Annotated in this window: 28 protein-coding genes; 1 reads left to right on the top strand and 27 read right to left on the bottom strand. The window is 24.8% G+C overall.

Annotated features, from left to right (window positions below; translation table 11 throughout):
* Positions 1-21: 21 nt before the first annotated feature.
* The 23 genes from nusB to dapF all read right to left on the bottom strand — a co-directional run bounded on the left by nusB (position 22) and on the right by dapF (position 14,977).
* Positions 22-426 (bottom strand): transcription antitermination factor NusB, encoded by a 405-nt coding sequence (nusB, locus tag ABDZ60_RS13695; protein ID WP_016208655.1) that lies wholly within the window; start codon positions 424-426, stop codon positions 22-24.
* 125 nt (positions 427-551) lie between these two features.
* Entirely contained in the window at positions 552-938 is a 387-nt protein-coding gene (locus ABDZ60_RS13690) for an Asp23/Gls24 family envelope stress response protein (protein ID WP_016208654.1), read from the bottom strand.
* An 84-nt stretch (positions 939-1,022) separates the two neighbouring features.
* On the bottom strand, positions 1,023-1,550 hold the full coding sequence (locus ABDZ60_RS13685; protein WP_016208653.1) for a SpoIIIAH-like family protein: 528 nt from the start codon (positions 1,548-1,550) through the stop codon (positions 1,023-1,025).
* A gap of 39 nt (positions 1,551-1,589) precedes the next feature.
* Positions 1,590-2,198, bottom strand: a complete 609-nt coding sequence (gene spoIIIAG / locus ABDZ60_RS13680; RefSeq protein WP_343778793.1) for a stage III sporulation protein AG — start codon at positions 2,196-2,198, stop codon at positions 1,590-1,592.
* A 13-nt stretch (positions 2,199-2,211) separates the two neighbouring features.
* Complete coding sequence (gene spoIIIAF, locus ABDZ60_RS13675; RefSeq protein ID WP_343778791.1) at positions 2,212-2,790, bottom strand: stage III sporulation protein AF; 579 nt, start codon at positions 2,788-2,790, stop codon at positions 2,212-2,214.
* Between the two features lie 8 nt (positions 2,791-2,798).
* A complete protein-coding gene (gene spoIIIAE / locus ABDZ60_RS13670) occupies positions 2,799-4,028 on the bottom strand; it encodes a stage III sporulation protein AE (RefSeq protein WP_016208650.1) in 1,230 nt (409 codons plus the stop codon).
* Positions 4,029-4,036: 8 nt separating this feature from the next.
* Entirely contained in the window at positions 4,037-4,420 is a 384-nt protein-coding gene (gene spoIIIAD / locus ABDZ60_RS13665) for a stage III sporulation protein AD (RefSeq protein WP_016208649.1), read from the bottom strand.
* An 8-nt stretch (positions 4,421-4,428) separates the two neighbouring features.
* A complete protein-coding gene (gene spoIIIAC / locus ABDZ60_RS13660; protein WP_016208648.1) occupies positions 4,429-4,626 on the bottom strand; it encodes a stage III sporulation protein AC in 198 nt (65 codons plus the stop codon).
* Between the two features lie 14 nt (positions 4,627-4,640).
* Positions 4,641-5,159, bottom strand: coding sequence for a stage III sporulation protein SpoIIIAB (gene spoIIIAB, locus ABDZ60_RS13655; RefSeq protein WP_016208647.1), 519 nt, complete (start codon positions 5,157-5,159; stop codon positions 4,641-4,643).
* A complete protein-coding gene (gene spoIIIAA, locus ABDZ60_RS13650) occupies positions 5,147-6,070 on the bottom strand; it encodes a stage III sporulation protein AA (RefSeq protein ID WP_040437045.1) in 924 nt (307 codons plus the stop codon). Before spoIIIAA ends, spoIIIAB begins: the two co-directional genes overlap by 13 nt.
* A gap of 170 nt (positions 6,071-6,240) precedes the next feature.
* Positions 6,241-6,603: a CD1247 N-terminal domain-containing protein gene (locus ABDZ60_RS13645; protein WP_016208645.1), complete on the bottom strand. Its 363-nt coding sequence runs from the start codon at positions 6,601-6,603 to the stop codon at positions 6,241-6,243.
* 136 nt (positions 6,604-6,739) lie between these two features.
* A complete protein-coding gene (gene efp / locus ABDZ60_RS13640) occupies positions 6,740-7,297 on the bottom strand; it encodes an elongation factor P (protein ID WP_016208644.1) in 558 nt (185 codons plus the stop codon).
* Positions 7,298-7,453: 156 nt separating this feature from the next.
* Positions 7,454-7,810: a hypothetical protein gene (locus tag ABDZ60_RS13635; protein WP_047000877.1), complete on the bottom strand. Its 357-nt coding sequence runs from the start codon at positions 7,808-7,810 to the stop codon at positions 7,454-7,456.
* Positions 7,807-8,220, bottom strand: a complete 414-nt coding sequence (locus tag ABDZ60_RS13630; RefSeq protein WP_047000876.1) for a hypothetical protein — start codon at positions 8,218-8,220, stop codon at positions 7,807-7,809. The genes ABDZ60_RS13635 and ABDZ60_RS13630 overlap by 4 nt, the downstream gene beginning before the upstream one ends.
* Positions 8,198-8,827, bottom strand: a complete 630-nt coding sequence (locus ABDZ60_RS13625; RefSeq protein ID WP_047000875.1) for a hypothetical protein — start codon at positions 8,825-8,827, stop codon at positions 8,198-8,200. The genes ABDZ60_RS13630 and ABDZ60_RS13625 overlap by 23 nt, the downstream gene beginning before the upstream one ends.
* A gap of 8 nt (positions 8,828-8,835) precedes the next feature.
* Complete coding sequence (locus ABDZ60_RS13620; RefSeq protein WP_343778782.1) at positions 8,836-9,264, bottom strand: hypothetical protein; 429 nt, start codon at positions 9,262-9,264, stop codon at positions 8,836-8,838.
* Positions 9,255-9,770 (bottom strand): PulJ/GspJ family protein, encoded by a 516-nt coding sequence (locus ABDZ60_RS13615; protein ID WP_343778780.1) that lies wholly within the window; start codon positions 9,768-9,770, stop codon positions 9,255-9,257. The genes ABDZ60_RS13620 and ABDZ60_RS13615 overlap by 10 nt, the downstream gene beginning before the upstream one ends.
* Entirely contained in the window at positions 9,730-10,167 is a 438-nt protein-coding gene (locus ABDZ60_RS13610) for a type II secretion system protein (RefSeq protein ID WP_343778778.1), read from the bottom strand. The genes ABDZ60_RS13615 and ABDZ60_RS13610 overlap by 41 nt, the downstream gene beginning before the upstream one ends.
* Complete coding sequence (locus tag ABDZ60_RS13605) at positions 10,164-10,640, bottom strand: prepilin-type N-terminal cleavage/methylation domain-containing protein (RefSeq protein ID WP_343778776.1); 477 nt, start codon at positions 10,638-10,640, stop codon at positions 10,164-10,166. The genes ABDZ60_RS13610 and ABDZ60_RS13605 overlap by 4 nt, the downstream gene beginning before the upstream one ends.
* Positions 10,637-11,692 carry a type II secretion system F family protein gene (locus ABDZ60_RS13600; protein WP_343778774.1) on the bottom strand — a complete coding sequence of 352 codons (1,056 nt, stop codon included), beginning with the start codon at positions 11,690-11,692 and terminating at the stop codon, positions 10,637-10,639. Before ABDZ60_RS13600 ends, ABDZ60_RS13605 begins: the two co-directional genes overlap by 4 nt.
* Positions 11,664-13,055 carry a GspE/PulE family protein gene (locus ABDZ60_RS13595; RefSeq protein ID WP_343778772.1) on the bottom strand — a complete coding sequence of 464 codons (1,392 nt, stop codon included), beginning with the start codon at positions 13,053-13,055 and terminating at the stop codon, positions 11,664-11,666. Before ABDZ60_RS13595 ends, ABDZ60_RS13600 begins: the two co-directional genes overlap by 29 nt.
* A 97-nt stretch (positions 13,056-13,152) precedes the next feature.
* Entirely contained in the window at positions 13,153-14,142 is a 990-nt protein-coding gene (locus ABDZ60_RS13590; protein WP_343778770.1) for a hypothetical protein, read from the bottom strand.
* 16 nt (positions 14,143-14,158) lie between these two features.
* Positions 14,159-14,977 carry a diaminopimelate epimerase gene (gene dapF, locus ABDZ60_RS13585; protein ID WP_343778768.1) on the bottom strand — a complete coding sequence of 273 codons (819 nt, stop codon included), beginning with the start codon at positions 14,975-14,977 and terminating at the stop codon, positions 14,159-14,161.
* Between the two features lie 100 nt (positions 14,978-15,077).
* Here dapF and ABDZ60_RS13580 point away from each other — a divergent pair, with 100 nt between their 5' ends.
* On the top strand, positions 15,078-16,826 hold the full coding sequence (locus tag ABDZ60_RS13580) for an Rqc2 family fibronectin-binding protein (RefSeq protein WP_343778767.1): 1,749 nt from the start codon (positions 15,078-15,080) through the stop codon (positions 16,824-16,826).
* Positions 16,827-16,996: 170 nt separating this feature from the next.
* Here ABDZ60_RS13580 and ABDZ60_RS13575 read toward each other — a convergent pair whose 3' ends face one another.
* The 4 genes from ABDZ60_RS13575 to ABDZ60_RS13560 all read right to left on the bottom strand — a co-directional run bounded on the left by ABDZ60_RS13575 (position 16,997) and on the right by ABDZ60_RS13560 (position 19,517).
* Positions 16,997-17,320, bottom strand: a complete 324-nt coding sequence (locus tag ABDZ60_RS13575) for a hypothetical protein (RefSeq protein ID WP_343778765.1) — start codon at positions 17,318-17,320, stop codon at positions 16,997-16,999.
* 261 nt (positions 17,321-17,581) lie between these two features.
* Positions 17,582-17,929, bottom strand: coding sequence for a hypothetical protein (locus tag ABDZ60_RS13570; RefSeq protein ID WP_343778763.1), 348 nt, complete (start codon positions 17,927-17,929; stop codon positions 17,582-17,584).
* Positions 17,930-18,159: 230 nt separating this feature from the next.
* Positions 18,160-18,399, bottom strand: coding sequence for a hypothetical protein (locus tag ABDZ60_RS13565; protein WP_047000867.1), 240 nt, complete (start codon positions 18,397-18,399; stop codon positions 18,160-18,162).
* 434 nt (positions 18,400-18,833) lie between these two features.
* Positions 18,834-19,517: a hypothetical protein gene (locus tag ABDZ60_RS13560; protein WP_343778760.1), complete on the bottom strand. Its 684-nt coding sequence runs from the start codon at positions 19,515-19,517 to the stop codon at positions 18,834-18,836.
* Positions 19,518-19,994: the final 477 nt, after the last annotated feature.

Below are 19,994 nucleotides of genomic sequence, written 5' to 3'. Positions count from 1 at the left end.
AAAAAATTCCCCCATTATTTTTTATAACTCTTTAAAAGCTCTATCTAAAACTCCATTTATAAATGAAACACTTTTCTCATCTGAATATTTTTTTGTTATCTCAATTGCTTCATTTATAGCAACCTTTTCTGGAACATCTTCTAAATACATCATTTCTGCAATAGCTAATCGAAGTATTGATATATTAACCTTTGATATTCTATCTAACTTCCAGTTAATTAATGAGCCTTCAATTTTTTTGTCTATTTCATTTATATTTTCTTCAACCTTAGCCAAGATTTCTTTTATGTACTCTAAATCTATAGTCTTTAAATTCATTTCATAATCTTCTATAAATGTTTCAATGGTTTCCTCTAATGTATTCTTGCTTAAAGTCATTCCAAAAAGCAATTCCATTGCTATTTCTCTAGATTTCTTTCTATTCATTTTATCCTCCTTAGTATCTGCATACTATTATTATTAACTTTCTATAACTTTCTAATCATAAATATACTACAACAAATTTATTTAAAGCACAAGGAAAACACCCTCTGAAAAATCAGAGGGTGAAATTAATTTTCCTTACTTTCTTCTTTTTCAGTTTTTGGTATATAAATGCTTTGAACATTTATGTTTACTGAATCAACGTTTAATCCAGTCATTGTTTCTACTGTTCTTTTAACATTTTCTTGAACAGCATTTACTACTTCAGGTATTTTTATGCCATACTCTACCGCTAAATTTAGGTCTATTACAGCACTATTTTCATTTAATGTTACTTTAACATTTTTTCCTATATTCTTCTTACCTTTTAATAATTGTGATATGTTGTTACCGCCTAATTGTTGTAAGTCTTCTACGCCTTTAATTTCTTCTGCTGCAATTCCAGCTATTACACTAACAACTTCATCAGAAATTTTTACTATTCCTAAATTATCATCATAATTTTTATTTTCCATATATTTACCTCCTAAAGGTTTTGATGACAAAACTCTTTTTTTCTTATGTTCATTATATCAAACCAATAATTATATTACAACGAATTATTTCTTTGACTCTATTATAACATCACTTATTCCTGAAACATTTTCTGCTATTTCTTGAATTGCTGAACTGTCAGCATCTGTTATTTCTTCAGCTTTAACAACTACTCTAACCTTATTTCCTTCTATAGAGCATAGTACATCTTCAAAACCTTGGTTTTTAACATTTACTTCTATTCTTCCTTCTTGATCTATAAGCATAGTTTTTTCTATATATTCGTTATTAGCGATATCTTTTTGCTCTTGTGATACATTTTCATCGTCTTTCATTGATGTTAATTGTTGAAGTGTTGCTGCATCTTTTTGTTCTTTTTCGCTTCTTAAACTATAAAAATAATCTTGTGTTCCTAATGTTTCCTTATCATCTTTCTTTTCATTATCCTTATTTTCCTCTGTTCCTTGTGATATTACTTGGCTAAAGTCTGTTGGATCATTTAGTCCTGTCTTGTTTAGTCTTGCTGCTATAACTCCTACACATACTATAAGAGCCATTAGCGTGAAAATAATTCCAAATTGTTTTCTTGTCATTTTTGGTTCCCCCCATCTATTTTTCATTTTAATTATATGCTAATTTTTCATAGGATATACATTAACCTTATCTATTGAAATACCATATAATCCAGATACAGCTACTTGTATATCGTATTTAACCTTTGCACTACTTGCACCCTCTGCTACTACCATAACTCCACTTATCTCTGGTTTATTTATTTGCAGAATATATGGTTCATTCTTTCCATTATCTACGGACATAACAACTTTAGTTCCATCAGTTTGATTAGTATTTTTTCTCTTTCCACCTTGATTATCAGTTTCTTCTGTCGTTGCCTCTTGGGTTGTTTCTTCTGTCGCAGGGATCTTTACTTCTCCACTTTTAAAATGAATTTTAACATCAACTTCTCCTACGTTTTCAATTTTACTTAAAAGATCTTTTAATTCTTTTTTTTCCTGTGCTTCAAAATTATTCATAGTTTCTTCAACTTGCTGTTGTAAATCTGATGAGTTTTTTGTAATACTAGTACCATTTGTTGGTTTGTCTTCTTTTTTTCTTGCATTAGTTAAAAAACTAATAGCTAATAAAACAAAAGCTAAAACTAATGCAATACATACTGCGTTTAAAAACTTTTTATCATTTATAATAGTAGATAGCTCTTTTTTCCAATCACCTTTCCCCATTTTCTCACTCCTATCAATTTACTTTATAAACTTTTATCTTGTCTTTTGAAACATTTAGTACTTCTGATAAGTAACTCACTATTTCATCTTCTTTTTCTACTTTATCTTCTTGGGAGTACACGCTTTGGCTATCTTCTTTTGTATTTATAATTATCTTTTGTATTTTTGATACATCTTTATTTTTAACTCCAACTTTAACTGTATTAATGGAGTATTTAATGTTATCCATATCAACTTCACAATCTATTTCACTTGAAAATTCATTATTATCAAATTTTTCTTTTAAAATTCTATTACAATTTTCTTCTAAATTTTTCTTAAATGTATTTTGGCTATTATTGTTATATTCCTTATTAACTTCAATACTTTGATTTTCGCTTAGATCTATATACTTTTGTATCTGTATTGAAATGTTTTCTTCACCCTTTGTAAAGACAGAAATTATAGGAGATAACATAATTGCTATAAATATTAACCCTAAAACAAATTTTAAGTACTTTTTCATGTTATTATCTGGCGCTATTAATTCTACTGCAGTCATCAATATAAGCATTGTAACTAGGGTTATAACAAATTCCTTTAATTCCTCCATTGTTCTCTTTACCCTCCTATAACAAATTTCCCTGCCGATGCCATGATTGCAAGTAGTACAAAGAACATTAAACTTACAGACAATACGCATGATAGTATTAGTATTAATGAGTCCCCAGCTGCTGCTATTGAATTTGTAATTCTTTTATCACTTATTGGTTCTATTATGGCTGCAGTTATTTTATACACAAATGAAATCAAGATTATTTTAATTATTGGATACAACATCATAAGTATTATTATGATTAACCCAACAGAGCTTATAGCATTTTTTATTATTAATGAATATCCTGCAACTGATGCTATTGCATCTGAAAAAGCTTTTCCAACTATTGGAATAAAATTATCTATTGCAAACTTTGCTGTTTTTAGCGTAACTGCATCTATTGTTGATGAAGTTATTCCCCTTACTGTTAATAATCCTATAAATATCGTTAATATTATTCCTTGAAACCATATTGTTATTTGCTTAGTAAGTTTACACAAATTACTTATTTTATTTTCAGTTGAAATATTATTTGCAAACTCTAATACAAAGGTTACAAGTATTAAAGGTATAATTACAGTTGTATAAATTCTTGGAATAATAAGTGTAGCTCCAATAACTATAGGATCCATAGTTGCGGCTTGTGTAAATCCACCTATTGTACCAATCATCATAACCAATACGGGTAAAATAGCCGACATAAAATCAGATAAATCTTTTATTACACCAACAGCTATATTTATAGAAACTATAAAGCTTTTTGATAAAATCACTATTAACAATGCATAGCATGCAAAAAATGCTATGTTTGATATCCCTTCACTTGAAAAAGCAGCTTGTAAATTTTTAAGTAGTGCACATATTATTGCAATTACTATTATGCTTACTGATAATGCTAAAACTGTTTTTACTTCTTTAAATAGAAAGCTTACAACTGCATTACTAATGGTTTTAAAGGATAAATTTCCTTCTCCATTTTTAATATAGCCTTTTATATATTCAACTGGATCCAAATCATTCATTATTTCAATATCAGACTTCATATTATTTATATAGTTATATAGTGAATTTAACTTACCATCTATTTCTTCATTTTCTAATTTAAATTCCTCTATATTTTTTTCAGTATTAATCTCTATGTTGTTTGTATTATCTTCATTAGCTAAAACACTTTTACCTGGAAGAATTATAAAAGTTATGATAATTATACTTATTACTAATATAACTCTATTTGTAAACATACTTTTTATCATAAAAACACCTACAATATTTGTAAAATTGATTGAAGTACAGCCATAAGTATTGGTATTGCTAATGTTAATATTAATATTTTTGCGGAAAAGTCAACCTTACTTGCTATACTAGAAGCACCTGCATCTTTACATATTTCACTACAAAAAGTAGCTAAATACGCTATGGCTAATATTTTTAAAACAACCCCTATATATACCATATCAATATTAGCTTTATTAGCTATATCTTTTATAAAGTAAATTACATCATTAAGTTGTGTAATGATGAATAAGAAAATTATTACACCTGCCGATAATGATATTAGTATTGATATATCACTTCTTCTATCTTTAAAAACTAGAAATATAAATAATGCTGCAAAAGCAAAGGCAACAATCTTAATAATCTCCATAATAACACCTATAGCATAAACATGGTTCTTATTGTATTAAATAGATTACTTATTAGTCCTATTACAGTAATTAATATAATTACTATTCCTGCAATATTGGTTATTACAGCAATATCATCCTTACCGCTTGCCTTTAAAACCTTATCAATAACTATAATTAGTACCCCCATAGCCCCTATTTTAAATATAATACTTACATCTAGCATTTATTACCCTCCTATTAAATTAAAAAAATTGATATCATCGCACCTATACATATTCCTAGTACTCTATACATTTTTATATTCTTTTTTGCCAATTCTTCAGCAGATTTACAATTTAATTTCATATTTTCTATTGTCAAATTAAATAGTTTATCTTGTCCATATACTCCAGATTCTCCAAGAGATCTTAAAAAATCTTTAACTATCCTCTTATCTTCATCCTGCAAATAGAATTCTGATTTGTTTTTCTTATATTCTTTTTCAAAAGCCTCATATACGCTTGTACTTTCACTTTTTAAAAGTTTGTCTGAAACATTAGATAAAACATAATTAACAGGTGATTCTACCTTTAATGAAATATATTTTAAAGCCTCTGGCAGAGGTGTATTAGTATACATTACTTCATTATTTAAAAATAATACTGATTTCAGTATTGAGTTAAGTTGCCTACTTCTCTTTTTAAAGCTTTCACCATAATAAAATCCTATATAAGTACAAGATAGAAAAATAATAATAACTGCTGTTATCTTAAGCACTTAAACTCCCCCTCCGTTCCTATTGAATATATTTGTTCTATTGTTCCTGCACCCTTTCTATTACTTAATACAACTATTCTATCTAAAATAGAGTTTTCTAATAAATCCTTAAATACTTTTCTCTTATAAACATCCTCTATACTATAACCATGTATTGTTACTATAATATTTACTCCTGAATTAAAAGCCATATGCAATGCTTCAACGTCTCCATCAGTACCAATTTCATCACAAATAAGTATATCTGGAGATAAGCTTCTAATGGCCATAATCATTCCTTCTTTTTTCAAACAATTATCTAAAATATCACTTCTTATCCCAACATCCAATTGAGCCACACCATTAAAGCAAGCTGCTATTTCACTTCTTTCATCTATGATAGATACCTTTTTCCCCTTTAAATCTATAAGTGGCATTCCTGACGAAATATTTCTTGCTATGTCTCTTAGAATTGTTGTTTTACCACATTTAGGAGGAGATACTATTAAAGTGTTAAACACTCTATCTTCTTTAGTTATGTATTTCATAATTTCATTAGAACATCCAATTACTTCTCTACATATTCTTATGTTTAAAGAGGAGATATTTCTTATAGTTCTAACTTCTCCATTTACTAAAACACATTCTCCTGCTATACCAATTCTATGTCCACCCCTTATGGTTATATAACCTTGTTTTATCTCTTCTTCATATGCATATAATGAATAATTAGATACCTTTACCAATATCTGCTTTATGTCCTCAATTGTAGTAACATATTTTAATATTATTTCTTTATGTGCTGTATTAATTATTATGGATTTATTAACTTTTATTCTTATTTCTTGAACAGGTTCCTTTAAAAGTATTTCTTTAACTTCATTGCTTATTTTTAAAGGTAGTACCTTTAAAATTTCTTCCTCATACCTCACTTTATCACTTCCTTTTGTAGTGTTATATTTAAACTTATTTCTTTCTATCAAATAATATTCATACTTATAATTAAATATGTAAAATATTTTTATTTAACCTAAAAAAATTTAAGCTAAAATAAAATACCTGCCAATTAAAAAATTGGCAGGTATTAAAGTTATTTATTAAATTACATTGCTTCTTTATTACAAAAAGGACATGGTATTACTTTATTATTATTTATAGATTCCTTTTCAACAAAAATAGGTTTATTACAATTTTTACAATTTACTTCTATGTATTCATCTTCCATTTCTATAAGATCTTCTATAGAAACTTCCTCAAATAACTCATCTTGTAACCCAGTAATATCCTCATCCATATATTGAACACTTTCTTCTAAATAATCCTGTCTCTCCCTCATATTATCAATTTCATTTGACATATCATCTAAAACCGACAAAATATTGCTGAAGATATTACTATATTTATCATCATTAATACTATGAATGTTCATTCTTATTTTTTCTATTTTATTTTTTATATTACTCATATCTTCACTTCCTTTTAAACAGAAATACTATCTATTCAAATTATACCCTAAAATTGGATAATATCCATAAAAAATTTTATTCTTTTATTTATATTCTAAATTAAGGGGATGTCGCAGACATCCCCTTATCACTATACTATACTCTTTCCATGTATTCACCAGTTCTAGTGTCTACTCTTATTACATCTCCTTCATTAACAAACATAGGTACATTAACAACTGCACCTGTCTCTAATGTAGCAGGCTTTAATGCATTTGTTGCTGTATTACCTTTTATTCCTGGATCTGCTTGAGTTATTAATAATTCAACAAAGTTTGGAGCTTCTACTGAGAAAGCTTCTCCTTTATAGAACTTAATTATAGCAAACATATTTTCCTTTATGAACTTTATAGCATCTTCTACCTTTTCGTAGTTTAGTGGAATTTGTTCAAAAGTTTCTTGATCCATGAAGTAGTATAATTCTCCATCTGAATAAAGATATTGCATTTCTTTTCTTTCAATTACTGCTTCTTGTAATTTAGCTGTTGGGTTAAATGTAGTATCAGTAACTCCCCCAGAAATAACATTTCTTAATTTTGTTCTTACAAAAGCTGCACCTTTACCTGGTTTAACATGTAAGAAGTCTATTACTGTATAAACTTGTCCTTCATACTCGAAAGTAGCACCTTTTCTTAAATCTCCTGCTGATATCATTAAATATACCTCCAAAAACTTTATTCCATATTTAGCATAACCTTTTGTTATCTAATTCGTCATAACTTCAACAATGTTTATGACATAACAAAAATATTTTATCAAAATTCATAAATAAATGCAATTACTTATATGAACTAAAAAGAAATATTGTCATTATTTACTTATTAATTCCAACTCTAACAAAATATTTTCTTTATCATAACTTAAATTATACTCATTAACATAGTATCCATTTATTTTTTCTAAATCATTCATTACTAGATCCTTACTGCCCTTTAAAACACATTTAATTACCCAATTTGTTTCATTAATTTTATTATAACTCAATATTGTTAAATTATTTATATTTTTAAATTCATTTTCTATGTCCTTTATATATTTAGCATTTTTTACTTCTGTTATACATTCAATAGAGTTATTAACTTCTTCTTTATTATTAATAGCTGCTAATAAAAGTTGAAGGATTGTTATAAAAATAACTAATAAGTATATTATTTTTACTTTCTTCATAAGCTCACCTCTAATATAAATGAGTTATTTTCCTCTTTTATTATTGATTTAATCTTAAACTCCTCTTCTGCTTCTATTTTGAATACTTCTTCTTCTCCTTTTATCTTTATAATTCCACTACTATTTTGAATCTTCATATTTATTATGTTTGAATTAATAGAATTTACCCAATACTTTAAGTTTTCCCTTTTTATATCTTTTTCTAAATTTGAGTCTTTTTCTACTTTAAGTTTTTCTTCATTGATTTCTTTCTTATTAATTATAACTTTGTTAAAGGTTGTGGGAAAAAACATTATATTAAGTACTATCAATAACGTTATAAGTTTATTATTTTTCTTTTCTGAATTATCATTTAATCTTTCAATAAAATCCTTCGGTATAAAATTTTTATTTTTTAAATATTTCTTCATAGAATTTTTCTCCTATATCAATAATATAATCATAAGTATCTATAGTAATATCTTTTATATTTTTATCAATTATTAGCATTTTGTTATCATCTTTATAATTCTTTAAAAACAAATCTATATCTGAAATATTTTTAGTAACAATTGAATTTTCTATTGCACCCGCTTCCATATTTATTAAATGAAATAAATCATTTATTTTGCACATTATTATAGAAAATTTACTTTTTTTTATATTTTTTAAGATATATTTTTGTATTAAAAATTGAATAGGATTTATTTCAAGATAACTACAATCTTCACATAATTTCATTATATTATCATATCTAATAGAATATATGTATATATATTTAGATTCTTTTATAAATTCATAGTGAAATAATAAATTGGTTTTATCCGAGAAATCTTCTATTATTTTTTTCTCTATAAATTTCTCTATATTTATTCTTTTATTATATATCCTATATTTTTTTATAAATATAGCTTGAGATAAGATAATAATTCTTCTCTTTTTGCTTAACTCTTCTACTAATAGTTTTACATTAAACTTATCATATTCTTTATTTTTATATAAATATTTATTTTCATATACTCCTATTGAACTTATCATTTTAACTCCTAATTAATTATATATTTTGTTTTATAATATGCTGGCATAAATATATTTTTATCTTCAACCTTTTTTTCTATAAGTTCAATATACATAGTAGAGTTGCTTTTCTTTCTTTTTATAAAATATCCACTATTTTCATAAGTAAATTCAATATTCTTTAATTCTGGATACCTTATATTCTTTTCATTTTTCACTGCCTCTACAAGTAATTCTTTATTTATGCTTTCATCTTGACATTTAATATTAATTATTTCTAGAACTTTTTCTTCTTCTGCTTCTAAACTTTTTAAATCTTCATAAGTTGAAAAATTTTGAGATTTTAAATAATTTTTAGATATCACCTTTATAGATAAATTCGCCATTACAAGAACAAACATAAATATTATTAAACTCTCAAGAAAAGCATGTGCTTTTTTCTTAGTTTTTATAAACATAGTACTCTTTCTTCCCCCTTATTGTTTTTTATTTTCAAGTAATATAGTTTTTCTTTCTTTATGATAGCAAAATCTGAAACTTCTCTCATAATTACATTTACACCTTTTCTTTTTCCATCTTTATATGTCTCTAGAACTATCTTTTGATTTTCCTTGTCTAAAAAAATCCTTTTTTCTTTTATTTCATTTGTATTATGGTCAACTTTGTATTTTACCTTTATACTCCCGTTATTATTTAAATTTTTTTCTTCTATTTCAATACTTTTAATCATTTGTGTTTTTAATAACCTATCTATATTAAGCAAAGCATCATCAAATGAATCTTGAGCTTTGGCAGACTCAATTAAGCTTTTGTAACTTTTATAAGAAATTAATCCAATCTTAAAGGAAAGACTAAGTAAAATCAATTCAATAAACATAGCTAATATTATTTCAATTAAAGTAAAACATCTCTTTCTTCTTTTTTTATTTTTCCATCCAATAAGATTTAATAAATTTTCTTTCACACAAAATTCCTCCATCATCATCTTTAATCTTAACCTTTAATTCCATTACAGGCATATTTTCATCTTCTGATGTTAGAATTTCTTTAACCTTTTCTATTTCGATTCCCTCTCCAATCTCTAAATCTAATATTGATGTATTTACTAACTCTTCTAATGTATTATCTGAATATATATAAGATATTTTATTGTCTTTAAAGGATTTAGTTAAATTTTTGAAAGTTGTATTATACTTAATTTCATTTTCTATTGCATATGCAACCCTATTTGCTACATTCTTTTTGTCTCTTATTTTTTTAGAGTTAGTTCCAATAATTCCAATATTAAGTGATATAGTTGTTGCTAGTAATAAGATTGCAATGGCTACTATGCTTTCAACTAAAGTACTTCCTTTTTTCACTCTATCATATCTCCTTCATTATCATCATTTTCACTTACTCGTATAATATCATTTCCTACAGATATTGTTATTTTTACAAATTTACTATTTTTATTAGATAAGGTTATTGTTCCCGCTTCTTTTATAAACCCTTCATCATTAATTTTATTATTCCCTAGTTTAAAATTACTTCCTATCTCTGTACCATTATCAAAGTCTACCCTTTTATTCAATTTATATGTTTTATCAGTTACATCAAATATAATGCTTTTTCTGTCGCTGCTTATAATTATATTTCCTATTACTTTATTTTTTCTGCAATAACTTTTGGCAAAGCTTAATAATGACTTTACTTCATAAACATAGTTTTCAAAATTTAAATCTTCACTTTTATCTTTAAAATATTTTATTCCACCAATTGTTACTGTAGAAAATATAACTAATATAGAAAGCACAACAATAAGTTCTATAAGGGTATATGCCTTTTTCATCATTGAAAGCCTCCATCTAATAATGAGCCAAATAATGGTACTATAAACACAACTAAAAATATTACTACAAAGATTCCCATTATAAAAACTGATGCTGGTTGTAAAATAGACATATATCTATTTATATCTGATAATAGTTTTTTCTCAAGATAGTTAGACAACGAATTTAATCTTTCATCCATAGAACCACCTTCTTCTCCAAGTTTTATAATGGCTATAGTATATTTACAATAATCTCCACAATCTTTTAAACTTTCTGATATACTTTTTCCTTTCAATATACTTGAATTTAAAATTAAGAATCTCTCCTTTAAAGATGAGTTTTTAAAACTGCTTGCAGAGTACATTAAACCATTAGATAAATTGACTCCACTTTTAACTATTATTGATAATAGAGATATAAAAATAAATTCGTTAAATTCATTTATAATTGGTATTTTATTTAATAACTTTATTAAATGCCTTTTAATATAAGCCTTATAGACTATAAATGGAATTAAAATACCCCATGAAATAAAATAAATTTGAAAGGAAATAAAATCTTTTTTTATATAATTTACAAAGTTATATAAAAACTTACATATAAACGGAACTTCAATACCTAAATTAATGTAAAAATCATATAAGTTTGGTATAGTTATAAATGTAATAAATATTAATAGCATTATAATAGATAAAAATATTAATATTGGATAAGACAAAACATTTTTAATAGTGCTTTTAATAAAATTCATTTTATTATAATGATCTTCTACACCTTTTAAAACTGTTGCTAGATTCCCACTTTTTTCTCCCATAGAAATCATTCCAACAAAAAATTCTGGATATAAATCACTAAATTCATTAAAACTATCTTTTAAAGATTTTCCTTCAATAATAGATGTTTTTATTATCTTTATACTTTCCTTATATGTTTTTCTCATTGGTAATTCTAATAGTAAATCCATCATAATTAAAAGTGAAATTCCTTCTTTGTGCAATATGGACATATTACCTGATAATAATCCTAAACTATTATAATCTGCTTTATTCCAAGATAATTTTATTTTCTTCATAATCAAATCCTTCTTCTATTAAAAAATTATTATAATCTGAAGATGATATTCTAGCAGTAATTAATAATTCATTTAGATTATCTATCATTTCTTCATTACTTAATTCTTTTATTTCCTGGAAAATATTTGTAATTTTCCTCTTTATTTCTCTATCAATACTAACTACTGAGCTAACAACAGCTCTTCCTCTATATCCAGTATAATTGCACTTACTGCATCCTATATTCTTATAGAGTACTATTTCCTTTCCCTTAAAAAGAATTTGCCTTTCTTCCTTTTTACAATTGTCACAAAGTACTCTTATCAATCTTTGTGATATTATTCCTATTAAAGAATCTTTAATTAAATAAGATTTAACTCCCATATCTTCTAATCTAAAATATACTTCTTGTGGTGTTTTAGTGTGAATTGTTGAATAAACTTTATGTCCTGTTAAAGATGCTGTTACAGCCATATTAGCTGTTTCTTCATCCCTTATCTCTCCTATCATAAGGACATCCGGGTCTTGTCTTAAAATACTCCTAAGACCAGTAGCAAATGTTATGTTGGCTTTTCTATTTAAGCTAACTTGATTTATTCCTTTAATCATTACTTCTATTGGATCCTCTAAAGTAGTTATATTTATATCTTTTTTATTTATTTCTTTTAAAATACAATATAATGTACTTGATTTTCCACTTCCTGTTGGCCCATTTATAATAACTAACCCATGTTTTAAAGACATTATTTTTTTCAATTTTCTTAATTGATTTTCATTCATATTTAAACTATTTATATCATAATTAAATACTTCTCCATATAAAATTCTTATTACTAATTTTTCTCCATAAATTATGGGGATGGTGGATAATCTTAAATCATAACTTTTATTTTTAATATTAATTAGAGTTTTTCCATCTTGAGGTCTTCTTCTTTCAGTTATATCCATATTTCCATTAAGCTTTATTTTAGATAATAACTTCTGATATTCATTATTTTTTATCTTTGTAAAATCTATTAAAACTCCATCAACTCTAAATCTAATAAAAATATCCTCTTCTTGTGGCTCAAAGTGAATATCTGATGCATTTAAACTTATAGCTTTAGCTAATATAATTTCAAAAAGCTCTTCTCGTTCCCCTAAAAAGATTTTTTCTATTAAATCTAAAATAAATTCTTTACTCTCTTTTATTATTTTTATTTTTTTATTAAATAAAAACTCTACTTCCTCTTTATTTTCCAAAACATCCTCTGAAGATAATACTATTATAAAATCTTCTTTAATATTTATAGGTAAAGATTTATTTTCTATAGCTTTATATTTATTTAATTTTCTAGCTGTTTCTATATTTATTTCATCCATTTCAAAATTAAAAATGTTCATATTAAATCACCATCTAAATTAATATCCATTTTTAGCAAAAATATACATTTTTATAAGTAAAAAAAAGAAAGATTTATAATTTTACTTATAAATCTTTCTAGTTACAATCAATAAAGTTATATGATCCAGAACTCTCGTGTATTGTGCTTATAGCATCATCTTCACAAACATAAATCTTTTCTTGATTAGGGATGTCTCCTCCAATAAAAATTATATTTCCATTTTCATCTTTCGAAAGGCCTTTATCTAAATTTATTAATTTAGGGAAATCATAAACTAATCTTTTAGCTTTCCCATCATTAATTTTATATAATGAATAATTATTATCCTGTAATTTTCCTAATATAAATATACCTTGAGATGTGACTTCAACATCACTAACATCCATAACATTTTCAATTATATCTATAGCTTTTCCACTTGAATCTATAATTTTAAATATTTTTTGTTTGCCTTCCTTCTCTTGTAAAAATACTACTCCATTATCTAAGCCCTTTAAAAATTCTACATACCCTAAATCTATTTTATATAAAAGTTTCTCCTGTTTTTCTTCAATATTATAAATGAATAGCCCATTATTTTTATTATTATCTACACCATAATAAACTAAATTTTTTTCGTCTAACCAATCCATTAGACTTCCTGAAATAGCTACATTACTATTTATTGATACCTCTTCATTATTTACTAAATCTTTTAATTTCAAATTTAGGTATACTTCTTTTGTGAAATATGCTACATATTTACCATTTTCAGATAATTTAGGTGAAATAACCGTTTTATTGTCTTCTATTAACTCTTCTTTTCCTGAATGTTTTATTTTATATTCTCCATTTTCACTATAAATAAAACTTCCGCTTTTTAAGTCATAGGACGTAATTATATATTCTGTATCTACTTTTTCATATTTATTATTTATTAAATTGTAAATTTTATATTGTCCTGAATCTTCTATAGCTATTGCTCCATTTAAAATATTGATTTTATTTTCCTCTATTTCAGAATCTTTTTTACAGCCATATAATAATATAGCTATTATTAAAATAAAGTTAACAAGGAAAATTCTCCTTATTTTCTTTGTATTCATATTTTACCTCTTTTAATTAATATAGTTCACCTTTGCAAATAAAATCTGCAGCCCCTATCATATATACTTCGTCATTTACAACTTCAACTTCTAAACTTCCACCTAATGTTTTTACTTTAACTTTATCATCACATAATCCTAATTTTTTTAATGCTGCTACTGATGCACAACATCCAGTTCCACAAGCTAAAGTTGCTCCGGCGCCTCTTTCCCAAGTCCTTACTTCTATATTTTGTTTATCAATTATCTTAATAAAATTAACATTTGTACCATCAATAAACAAATTATATTTTTCTATAATTTTCCCTTCTTCTATCGTATATTCATCATTATTATTAATTAGAATAGTGTGTGGCACACCCATTAACAGTGTTGTTAATTTATATGTTTTTTCCCCTATTTTTACTTCTTCATTTATTAAGTCTTTTTTGTTTCTTAAAGGAATATCTTCTCCGCTAAAACTTGCCTTTCCCATATTTACTTTTATTAATTCAACTTTATTATTATTTGTTTTAAGTTCTACATTTTTTATTCCATCTCCTGTTTCAATACTTATTATACTTTTATCTATTGAATTAATTTCATATAAATATTTTGCAAAACATCTAATTGCATTTCCACACATATTTGCACGTGATCCATCACTATTTATTATTACCATCTTTGCATCTGCAATATTAGATTTTCTTATTATAACTAATCCGTCTGCCCCTATTCCAAACCTTCTATCGCATACCTTCTTTGCAATCTCTATTTCATTATCAATAAATTCATTTTTATTATCTATTATAAAGATAAAATCATTTCCTAACCCCTGCATTTTTATAAAATTCATCAAAACTCCCCCTTGTATTAACTGCATATGCCCCATTGATAAAATTACTAATTAAATGTTATACTATCTTTATCTTATTACCAAAGAAAGGATGATATTTATGGCTTTTGATGGTATCTACTTATATAGTTTATTATATGATTTAAAAAAATCAATATTAAATTGTAAAATAGATAAAATTAATCAACCTGAAAAAGATGAAATAATTTTAACATTAAGAAAAGATAGACAAAATCTTAAATTATTAATTTCAGCTTCTTCAAAATTTCCTAGAATACATTTAACTAATATAAATAAACCTAACCCTTTGCAAGCACCAATGTTTACTATGGTTATGAGAAAATATTTAATTGGTGGTAAAATTACAAATATAACTCAATTAAATGGTGATAGAATTATTCAGCTGCACATTGAATCTACAGATGAATTAGGCTTTTATAGTAAATATATATTGATAATTGAAATTATGGGAAGACATAGTAATATAACTCTTGTTAGAGAAAGAGATAATAAAGTTATGGAATGTATTAAGCATATCTCCTCTGATATAAATACTTATAGAGTTTTATATCCAGGTGTAAATTATGTATATCCTCCAGCCTCTAACAAAGTAAATCCTTTTGATTTTTCAATAAATGATATTGAATCATATTTAAATAATAATGATGTTAATATAGATGAACGAATATTTTCAAATATATTTACTGGTATAAGTAAATCCTTATCAAAGTGTATATATGAAAATTTCTTACAAGATAATAATACCATAAATATAGAAAATATTTTTAATTTCTTTAAAAATTTTATGAAAAATGTAGAAAATAAGTTTGAATATAAAATATATAAAGATAATGAAGTTTTTAAAGATTTTCATTGTATTAAATTAAGTAATCTTGAAAACATCTATTCCTCAATATCTTTTAAAAATCCAAGTGAACTACTTGATGAATTTTTTACTGTTAAAGATAAGCAGGATAGACTTTTAAATAGATCTACAGATTTACAAAAATTAATTTCAACTAATATAGATAGATGTAATAATAAATCTAAAAAATTAAAAAATATTCTTGAAGAATGTGATGAAAAAGAAAAATATAGAATTAATGGTGATTTATTAACTTCTTATATATATATGATAAAAAAAGGATTAAAAGAAATATCATTGTTAAATTTTTATAGCGATAAAGAGGAGTATTTAACTATAAAACTAGATGAAAATAAGACACCATCTGAAAATATACAATCTTTTTATAAAAAGTATAATAAATTAAAAAAATCTGAAGAATCTGCATTAGCACAATTAGAAAAAAATGAAGAAGAACTTCAATACTTGAATTCCGTTATGACTAATATATTAAATTGTGAAAGCTATATTGAAATAGATGATATAAAAAAGGAATTAATCGAAACTGGGTATTTAAGATTTAAAAATACTGGTAAAAATAATAAAAAAGATAAATCTTCTAAGCCCATGCATATAATCTCTTCTGATGGGATTGATATTTATATTGGTAAAAATAATATTCAAAATGACTACTTAACATTAAAATTTGCAAATAAAAATCATATGTGGCTTCATACAAAGAATATACCTGGCTCACATGTTATACTTTGTAGTGATAATCCATCTGATATAGCTTTAGAAGAAGCCGGCATACTTGCGTCTTACTATAGTAAGGCTAAAAATTCTACAAAAGTTCCGGTGGATTATACTAAAGTAAAAAACTTAAAAAAACCTAATGGTTCAAAACCTGGTATGGTTATATATCACACTAATTACACTTTATATACAGAGCCATCATTATACAACACTTTGAAATTTGAAGGAAACAAAATATTAAACAAGTAACAAGTGTCAAGGAACAGGTATTTCATAGTTCACAAGGCACAGTTCACAGTTCACAATTTTTAGTTAACATTTAAAATTAAAGCTCTGTTTTAAAATAATGTTGATAATATATTTAATTTAAAAGTCCAGTGATTTGAAATCACTGGACTTTAATTTCTAATAATTTAAAATTAATTAATATTTATAGATAGTATTGGGAAAAATAATAAAATTAATATAATCATAATTAAGGAAATCATTTTACCTATTTTCGCTCCAAAATTATTTTTGAGTTTATAACCTATTATGAATGATGGTATAAAAAATATAAGAGAATAAAAAACGGTATAATGTGTTCCAGTATCTCCATTAGACCACGGATTTAAGCCTATGTATTTTAAAATAACATCTCCATAGCACACTCTATCTCCAAAATTAAAAGAAAATATTATTCCCATAATACATAGTAATAATGAAAGCGAACCTAATCCTATTTTTTTATTAATTTGATTCAAAATCAATACCTCCAAAAAACTTTTTCTTAGTTAGTGATACGTAATATATTACTATTTCATAATAATTCTTATTTTTATTATACATTATATTCACATATAAATACCATATTTTTGAAGTAATGCTGATTATATAATTTAAATCAATAATTAATACTTAATTAAAGTAGGGCACAAATTAAGGCTTTATTTTAAAATAATGTTGATAATATATTTAATTTAAAATTCTTCATAATAACTAATAGACAAATTATAATTTCTATATCAAATATTAGAGTGAATAAAAAATAGTATGGCTGACTCAGTCTCATAAAAATAAATAGTATAATTATCAAACTTTGTATACTTTGAATTTCCGATTGATTGCCCTTCTTTTATTTTAATATAAATATAATCGCCTTCTGAAATGCAAGGGTCATCAAAGTCATATTCATCAGTTCTATTAGAAGAATCCATCCAAGATCCAAAGCTATTAAAATATGAACGGATATTTTCTATATTATCCTCTGTGACTACTGAATAAATATTACTTTCTTTCGAGAAATAAATTATTAGATTCCTCATAATGATACTTATAATAGTCCGTGTAATCTTGGAATCCGTCTCTAGCAAAATATTCCTCCTTATCTATATAACCTTTCAAAATTGATTTATCTGAAAAAGAAGAACACCCACTTATATAAATGGCCATTCCAATTAGCATATTAATACAATTTCCTAATATATTTAAATTGCACACTAAAAAATATCGTGAAATTCATCACTAAATAATACGGTATTTATATAAATATGTTTTTATTTTGTTTTCATAGTATAAGAATCATAATTAACCTAGAATGATTTTATTTTTTTGTTTTTGAATTTAATAACATTGCTATAACAAAGCATATAATACTTGGAATTAAAAATATTATGCCATGAATTATGTTATAAACAGATAATGGTGTTGAAGCGTAAGGACTAGAGTTAGTATAATAATCATAACGTAAATACACTAAACCTCCAAAAAAGCATATCAATAATATAATCCCAGTTATAAATGAAATCTTTATCAAAATAGATTTTATTCCCTTATTATCCATTATTCCACCTCTTTTTACTATTACAAAATAATTATAACATATTTTGTAAATACCGTACTATTCAATTTTAAAAGAACAAATTCTCTTAATTAGTTCACAATAATTTCATATCGCGTAATAATTCTTATTTTTATTATACATTATATTTGCATATAAATACCATATTTTTGAAATAAACCTGATACTGAACACCTGTTACCTGACACCTGTTCCCTATAAAAATAATAAAATTGTGCCTTGTGCACTGTGAACTAAAAATAATAAGGCTTCTACCTCTTATAAAAATGAAATAAAGATGATGAAGAAAACTATGTTCCTGTTGGATATTATTAAATAAAAAGTAGACATATAATTTGTCCACCTTTAGTTCGTAACATATTAATGATTTAAGTAGATACCAATTTATTTAATTCCATTGGAAAACTACAATATAGTTATTGTTTTGATAACCAATCTAAGTAGTCTTCCGGCAATCTATCTACTTTTTTTGTTTTAGAAAGTATTTCATCATATTCTAACTTTTTAAATCCATGAGCATCTATTGCACATTCATATCCACCATTTTTATCGTAGTAAATAATTTGTATTCCTGTAAAATTATAATCTTCACCCATGAGATTTATAAATTTATCTGCAATTATTGCACACATTTTTTTACTTTCTTCCTCTGATATATCTTCTGTATTATAAACACCCAAAAGATAAAGTCTTTGACTTTTTATTGAATAATCATCTGCATTAAGTTCTGTCCAAATTGTATTTATGGATGGAAAACTTAAATTTTGTGGAAATTCACTGTTTACTATAGAATATTGCTTTAGTACGTCATAATTTACTTGCTCACTTACTTTGTCATCATAAATTGTATTCCTTTGTAGCATATAACTAAGATTTCCTTTAATAGACTTATATTTAGTATTATACCAATCATATTTTGTTTCAATCTTTTGTGGACTCCCCTTTTGTATAGTCGCATAATCACTTAACTTTTTTTCCGCTATCAGATTTCCTATAATAGGTAAGTATCCCATTATTGAGTGTGATAAAAATCCAAGTATTGCTACTAAGATACATAGTTTAATTATATGCTTTCTTTTCTTTATTTTTATTCCCCTCACCCCTTTATTGTGATATACATTTTCTTACTATTTTTAAATAGTTTATATTTTAGGATCTGTTTTAAATCAAGGTTGATAATATATAGTATAGAAGTGTACAAATATTGATTTTGTCCACTTCTATTTTAAATAATAATATTAAGAATGTGCATTCTTTTTATTGCAAAAATATAAATAAATTTTATTTGAAATGAAAATTAAAATTGAATTCCAAATAAATAAAATTATCAAAAGTTGGGTTTCATTTTGACTTGAAGTATAAAAAGCTATAATTACAAGATAAATTATACAAATAATAATAGATATTATTATTTGGTATGTTGTTTTTATTAAATTAAAATTTTTACATATACAGCCAACTAATGTCCCTAAAATAATAGGAATAAAAAAGTGTAGAATAGGAACTGTAAATGTTAATATGAAAGTGCATAAAAGTTCCAACATCAAAATGTAGGAATTTATGCACTTTTTATGTTA

This window comes from Clostridium sartagoforme (assembly GCF_039521405.1).
GTDB lineage: Bacteria > Bacillota > Clostridia > Clostridiales > Clostridiaceae > Clostridium > Clostridium sartagoforme.
This window is presented reverse-complemented; position numbering and strand designations above follow the sequence as displayed.

What these genes read in the sequence shown, in the direction of transcription:
- nusB (WP_016208655.1), bottom strand. Translation starts at nt 426, where the DNA reads ATGAATAGAAAGAAATCTAGAGAAATAGCAATGGAATTGCTTTTTGGA.
- ABDZ60_RS13690 (WP_016208654.1), bottom strand. Translation starts at nt 938, where the DNA reads ATGGAAAATAAAAATTATGATGATAATTTAGGAATAGTAAAAATTTCT.
- ABDZ60_RS13685 (WP_016208653.1), bottom strand. Translation starts at nt 1,550, where the DNA reads ATGACAAGAAAACAATTTGGAATTATTTTCACGCTAATGGCTCTTATA.
- spoIIIAG (WP_343778793.1), bottom strand. Translation starts at nt 2,198, where the DNA reads ATGGGGAAAGGTGATTGGAAAAAAGAGCTATCTACTATTATAAATGAT.
- spoIIIAF (WP_343778791.1), bottom strand. Translation starts at nt 2,790, where the DNA reads ATGGAGGAATTAAAGGAATTTGTTATAACCCTAGTTACAATGCTTATA.
- spoIIIAE (WP_016208650.1), bottom strand. Translation starts at nt 4,028, where the DNA reads ATGATAAAAAGTATGTTTACAAATAGAGTTATATTAGTAATAAGTATA.
- spoIIIAD (WP_016208649.1), bottom strand. Translation starts at nt 4,420, where the DNA reads ATGGAGATTATTAAGATTGTTGCCTTTGCTTTTGCAGCATTATTTATA.
- spoIIIAC (WP_016208648.1), bottom strand. Translation starts at nt 4,626, where the DNA reads ATGCTAGATGTAAGTATTATATTTAAAATAGGGGCTATGGGGGTACTA.
- ABDZ60_RS13645 (WP_016208645.1), bottom strand. Translation starts at nt 6,603, where the DNA reads ATGAGTAATATAAAAAATAAAATAGAAAAAATAAGAATGAACATTCAT.
- efp (WP_016208644.1), bottom strand. Translation starts at nt 7,297, where the DNA reads ATGATATCAGCAGGAGATTTAAGAAAAGGTGCTACTTTCGAGTATGAA.
- ABDZ60_RS13635 (WP_047000877.1), bottom strand. Translation starts at nt 7,810, where the DNA reads ATGAAGAAAGTAAAAATAATATACTTATTAGTTATTTTTATAACAATC.
- ABDZ60_RS13630 (WP_047000876.1), bottom strand. Translation starts at nt 8,220, where the DNA reads ATGAAGAAATATTTAAAAAATAAAAATTTTATACCGAAGGATTTTATT.
- ABDZ60_RS13625 (WP_047000875.1), bottom strand. Translation starts at nt 8,827, where the DNA reads ATGATAAGTTCAATAGGAGTATATGAAAATAAATATTTATATAAAAAT.
- ABDZ60_RS13620 (WP_343778782.1), bottom strand. Translation starts at nt 9,264, where the DNA reads ATGTTTATAAAAACTAAGAAAAAAGCACATGCTTTTCTTGAGAGTTTA.
- ABDZ60_RS13605 (WP_343778776.1), bottom strand. Translation starts at nt 10,640, where the DNA reads ATGATGAAAAAGGCATATACCCTTATAGAACTTATTGTTGTGCTTTCT.
- ABDZ60_RS13600 (WP_343778774.1), bottom strand. Translation starts at nt 11,692, where the DNA reads ATGAAGAAAATAAAATTATCTTGGAATAAAGCAGATTATAATAGTTTA.
- ABDZ60_RS13595 (WP_343778772.1), bottom strand. Translation starts at nt 13,055, where the DNA reads ATGAACATTTTTAATTTTGAAATGGATGAAATAAATATAGAAACAGCT.
- ABDZ60_RS13590 (WP_343778770.1), bottom strand. Translation starts at nt 14,142, where the DNA reads ATGAATACAAAGAAAATAAGGAGAATTTTCCTTGTTAACTTTATTTTA.
- dapF (WP_343778768.1), bottom strand. Translation starts at nt 14,977, where the DNA reads ATGAATTTTATAAAAATGCAGGGGTTAGGAAATGATTTTATCTTTATA.
- ABDZ60_RS13580 (WP_343778767.1), top strand. Translation starts at nt 15,078, where the DNA reads ATGGCTTTTGATGGTATCTACTTATATAGTTTATTATATGATTTAAAA.
- ABDZ60_RS13565 (WP_047000867.1), bottom strand. Translation starts at nt 18,399, where the DNA reads ATGGATAATAAGGGAATAAAATCTATTTTGATAAAGATTTCATTTATA.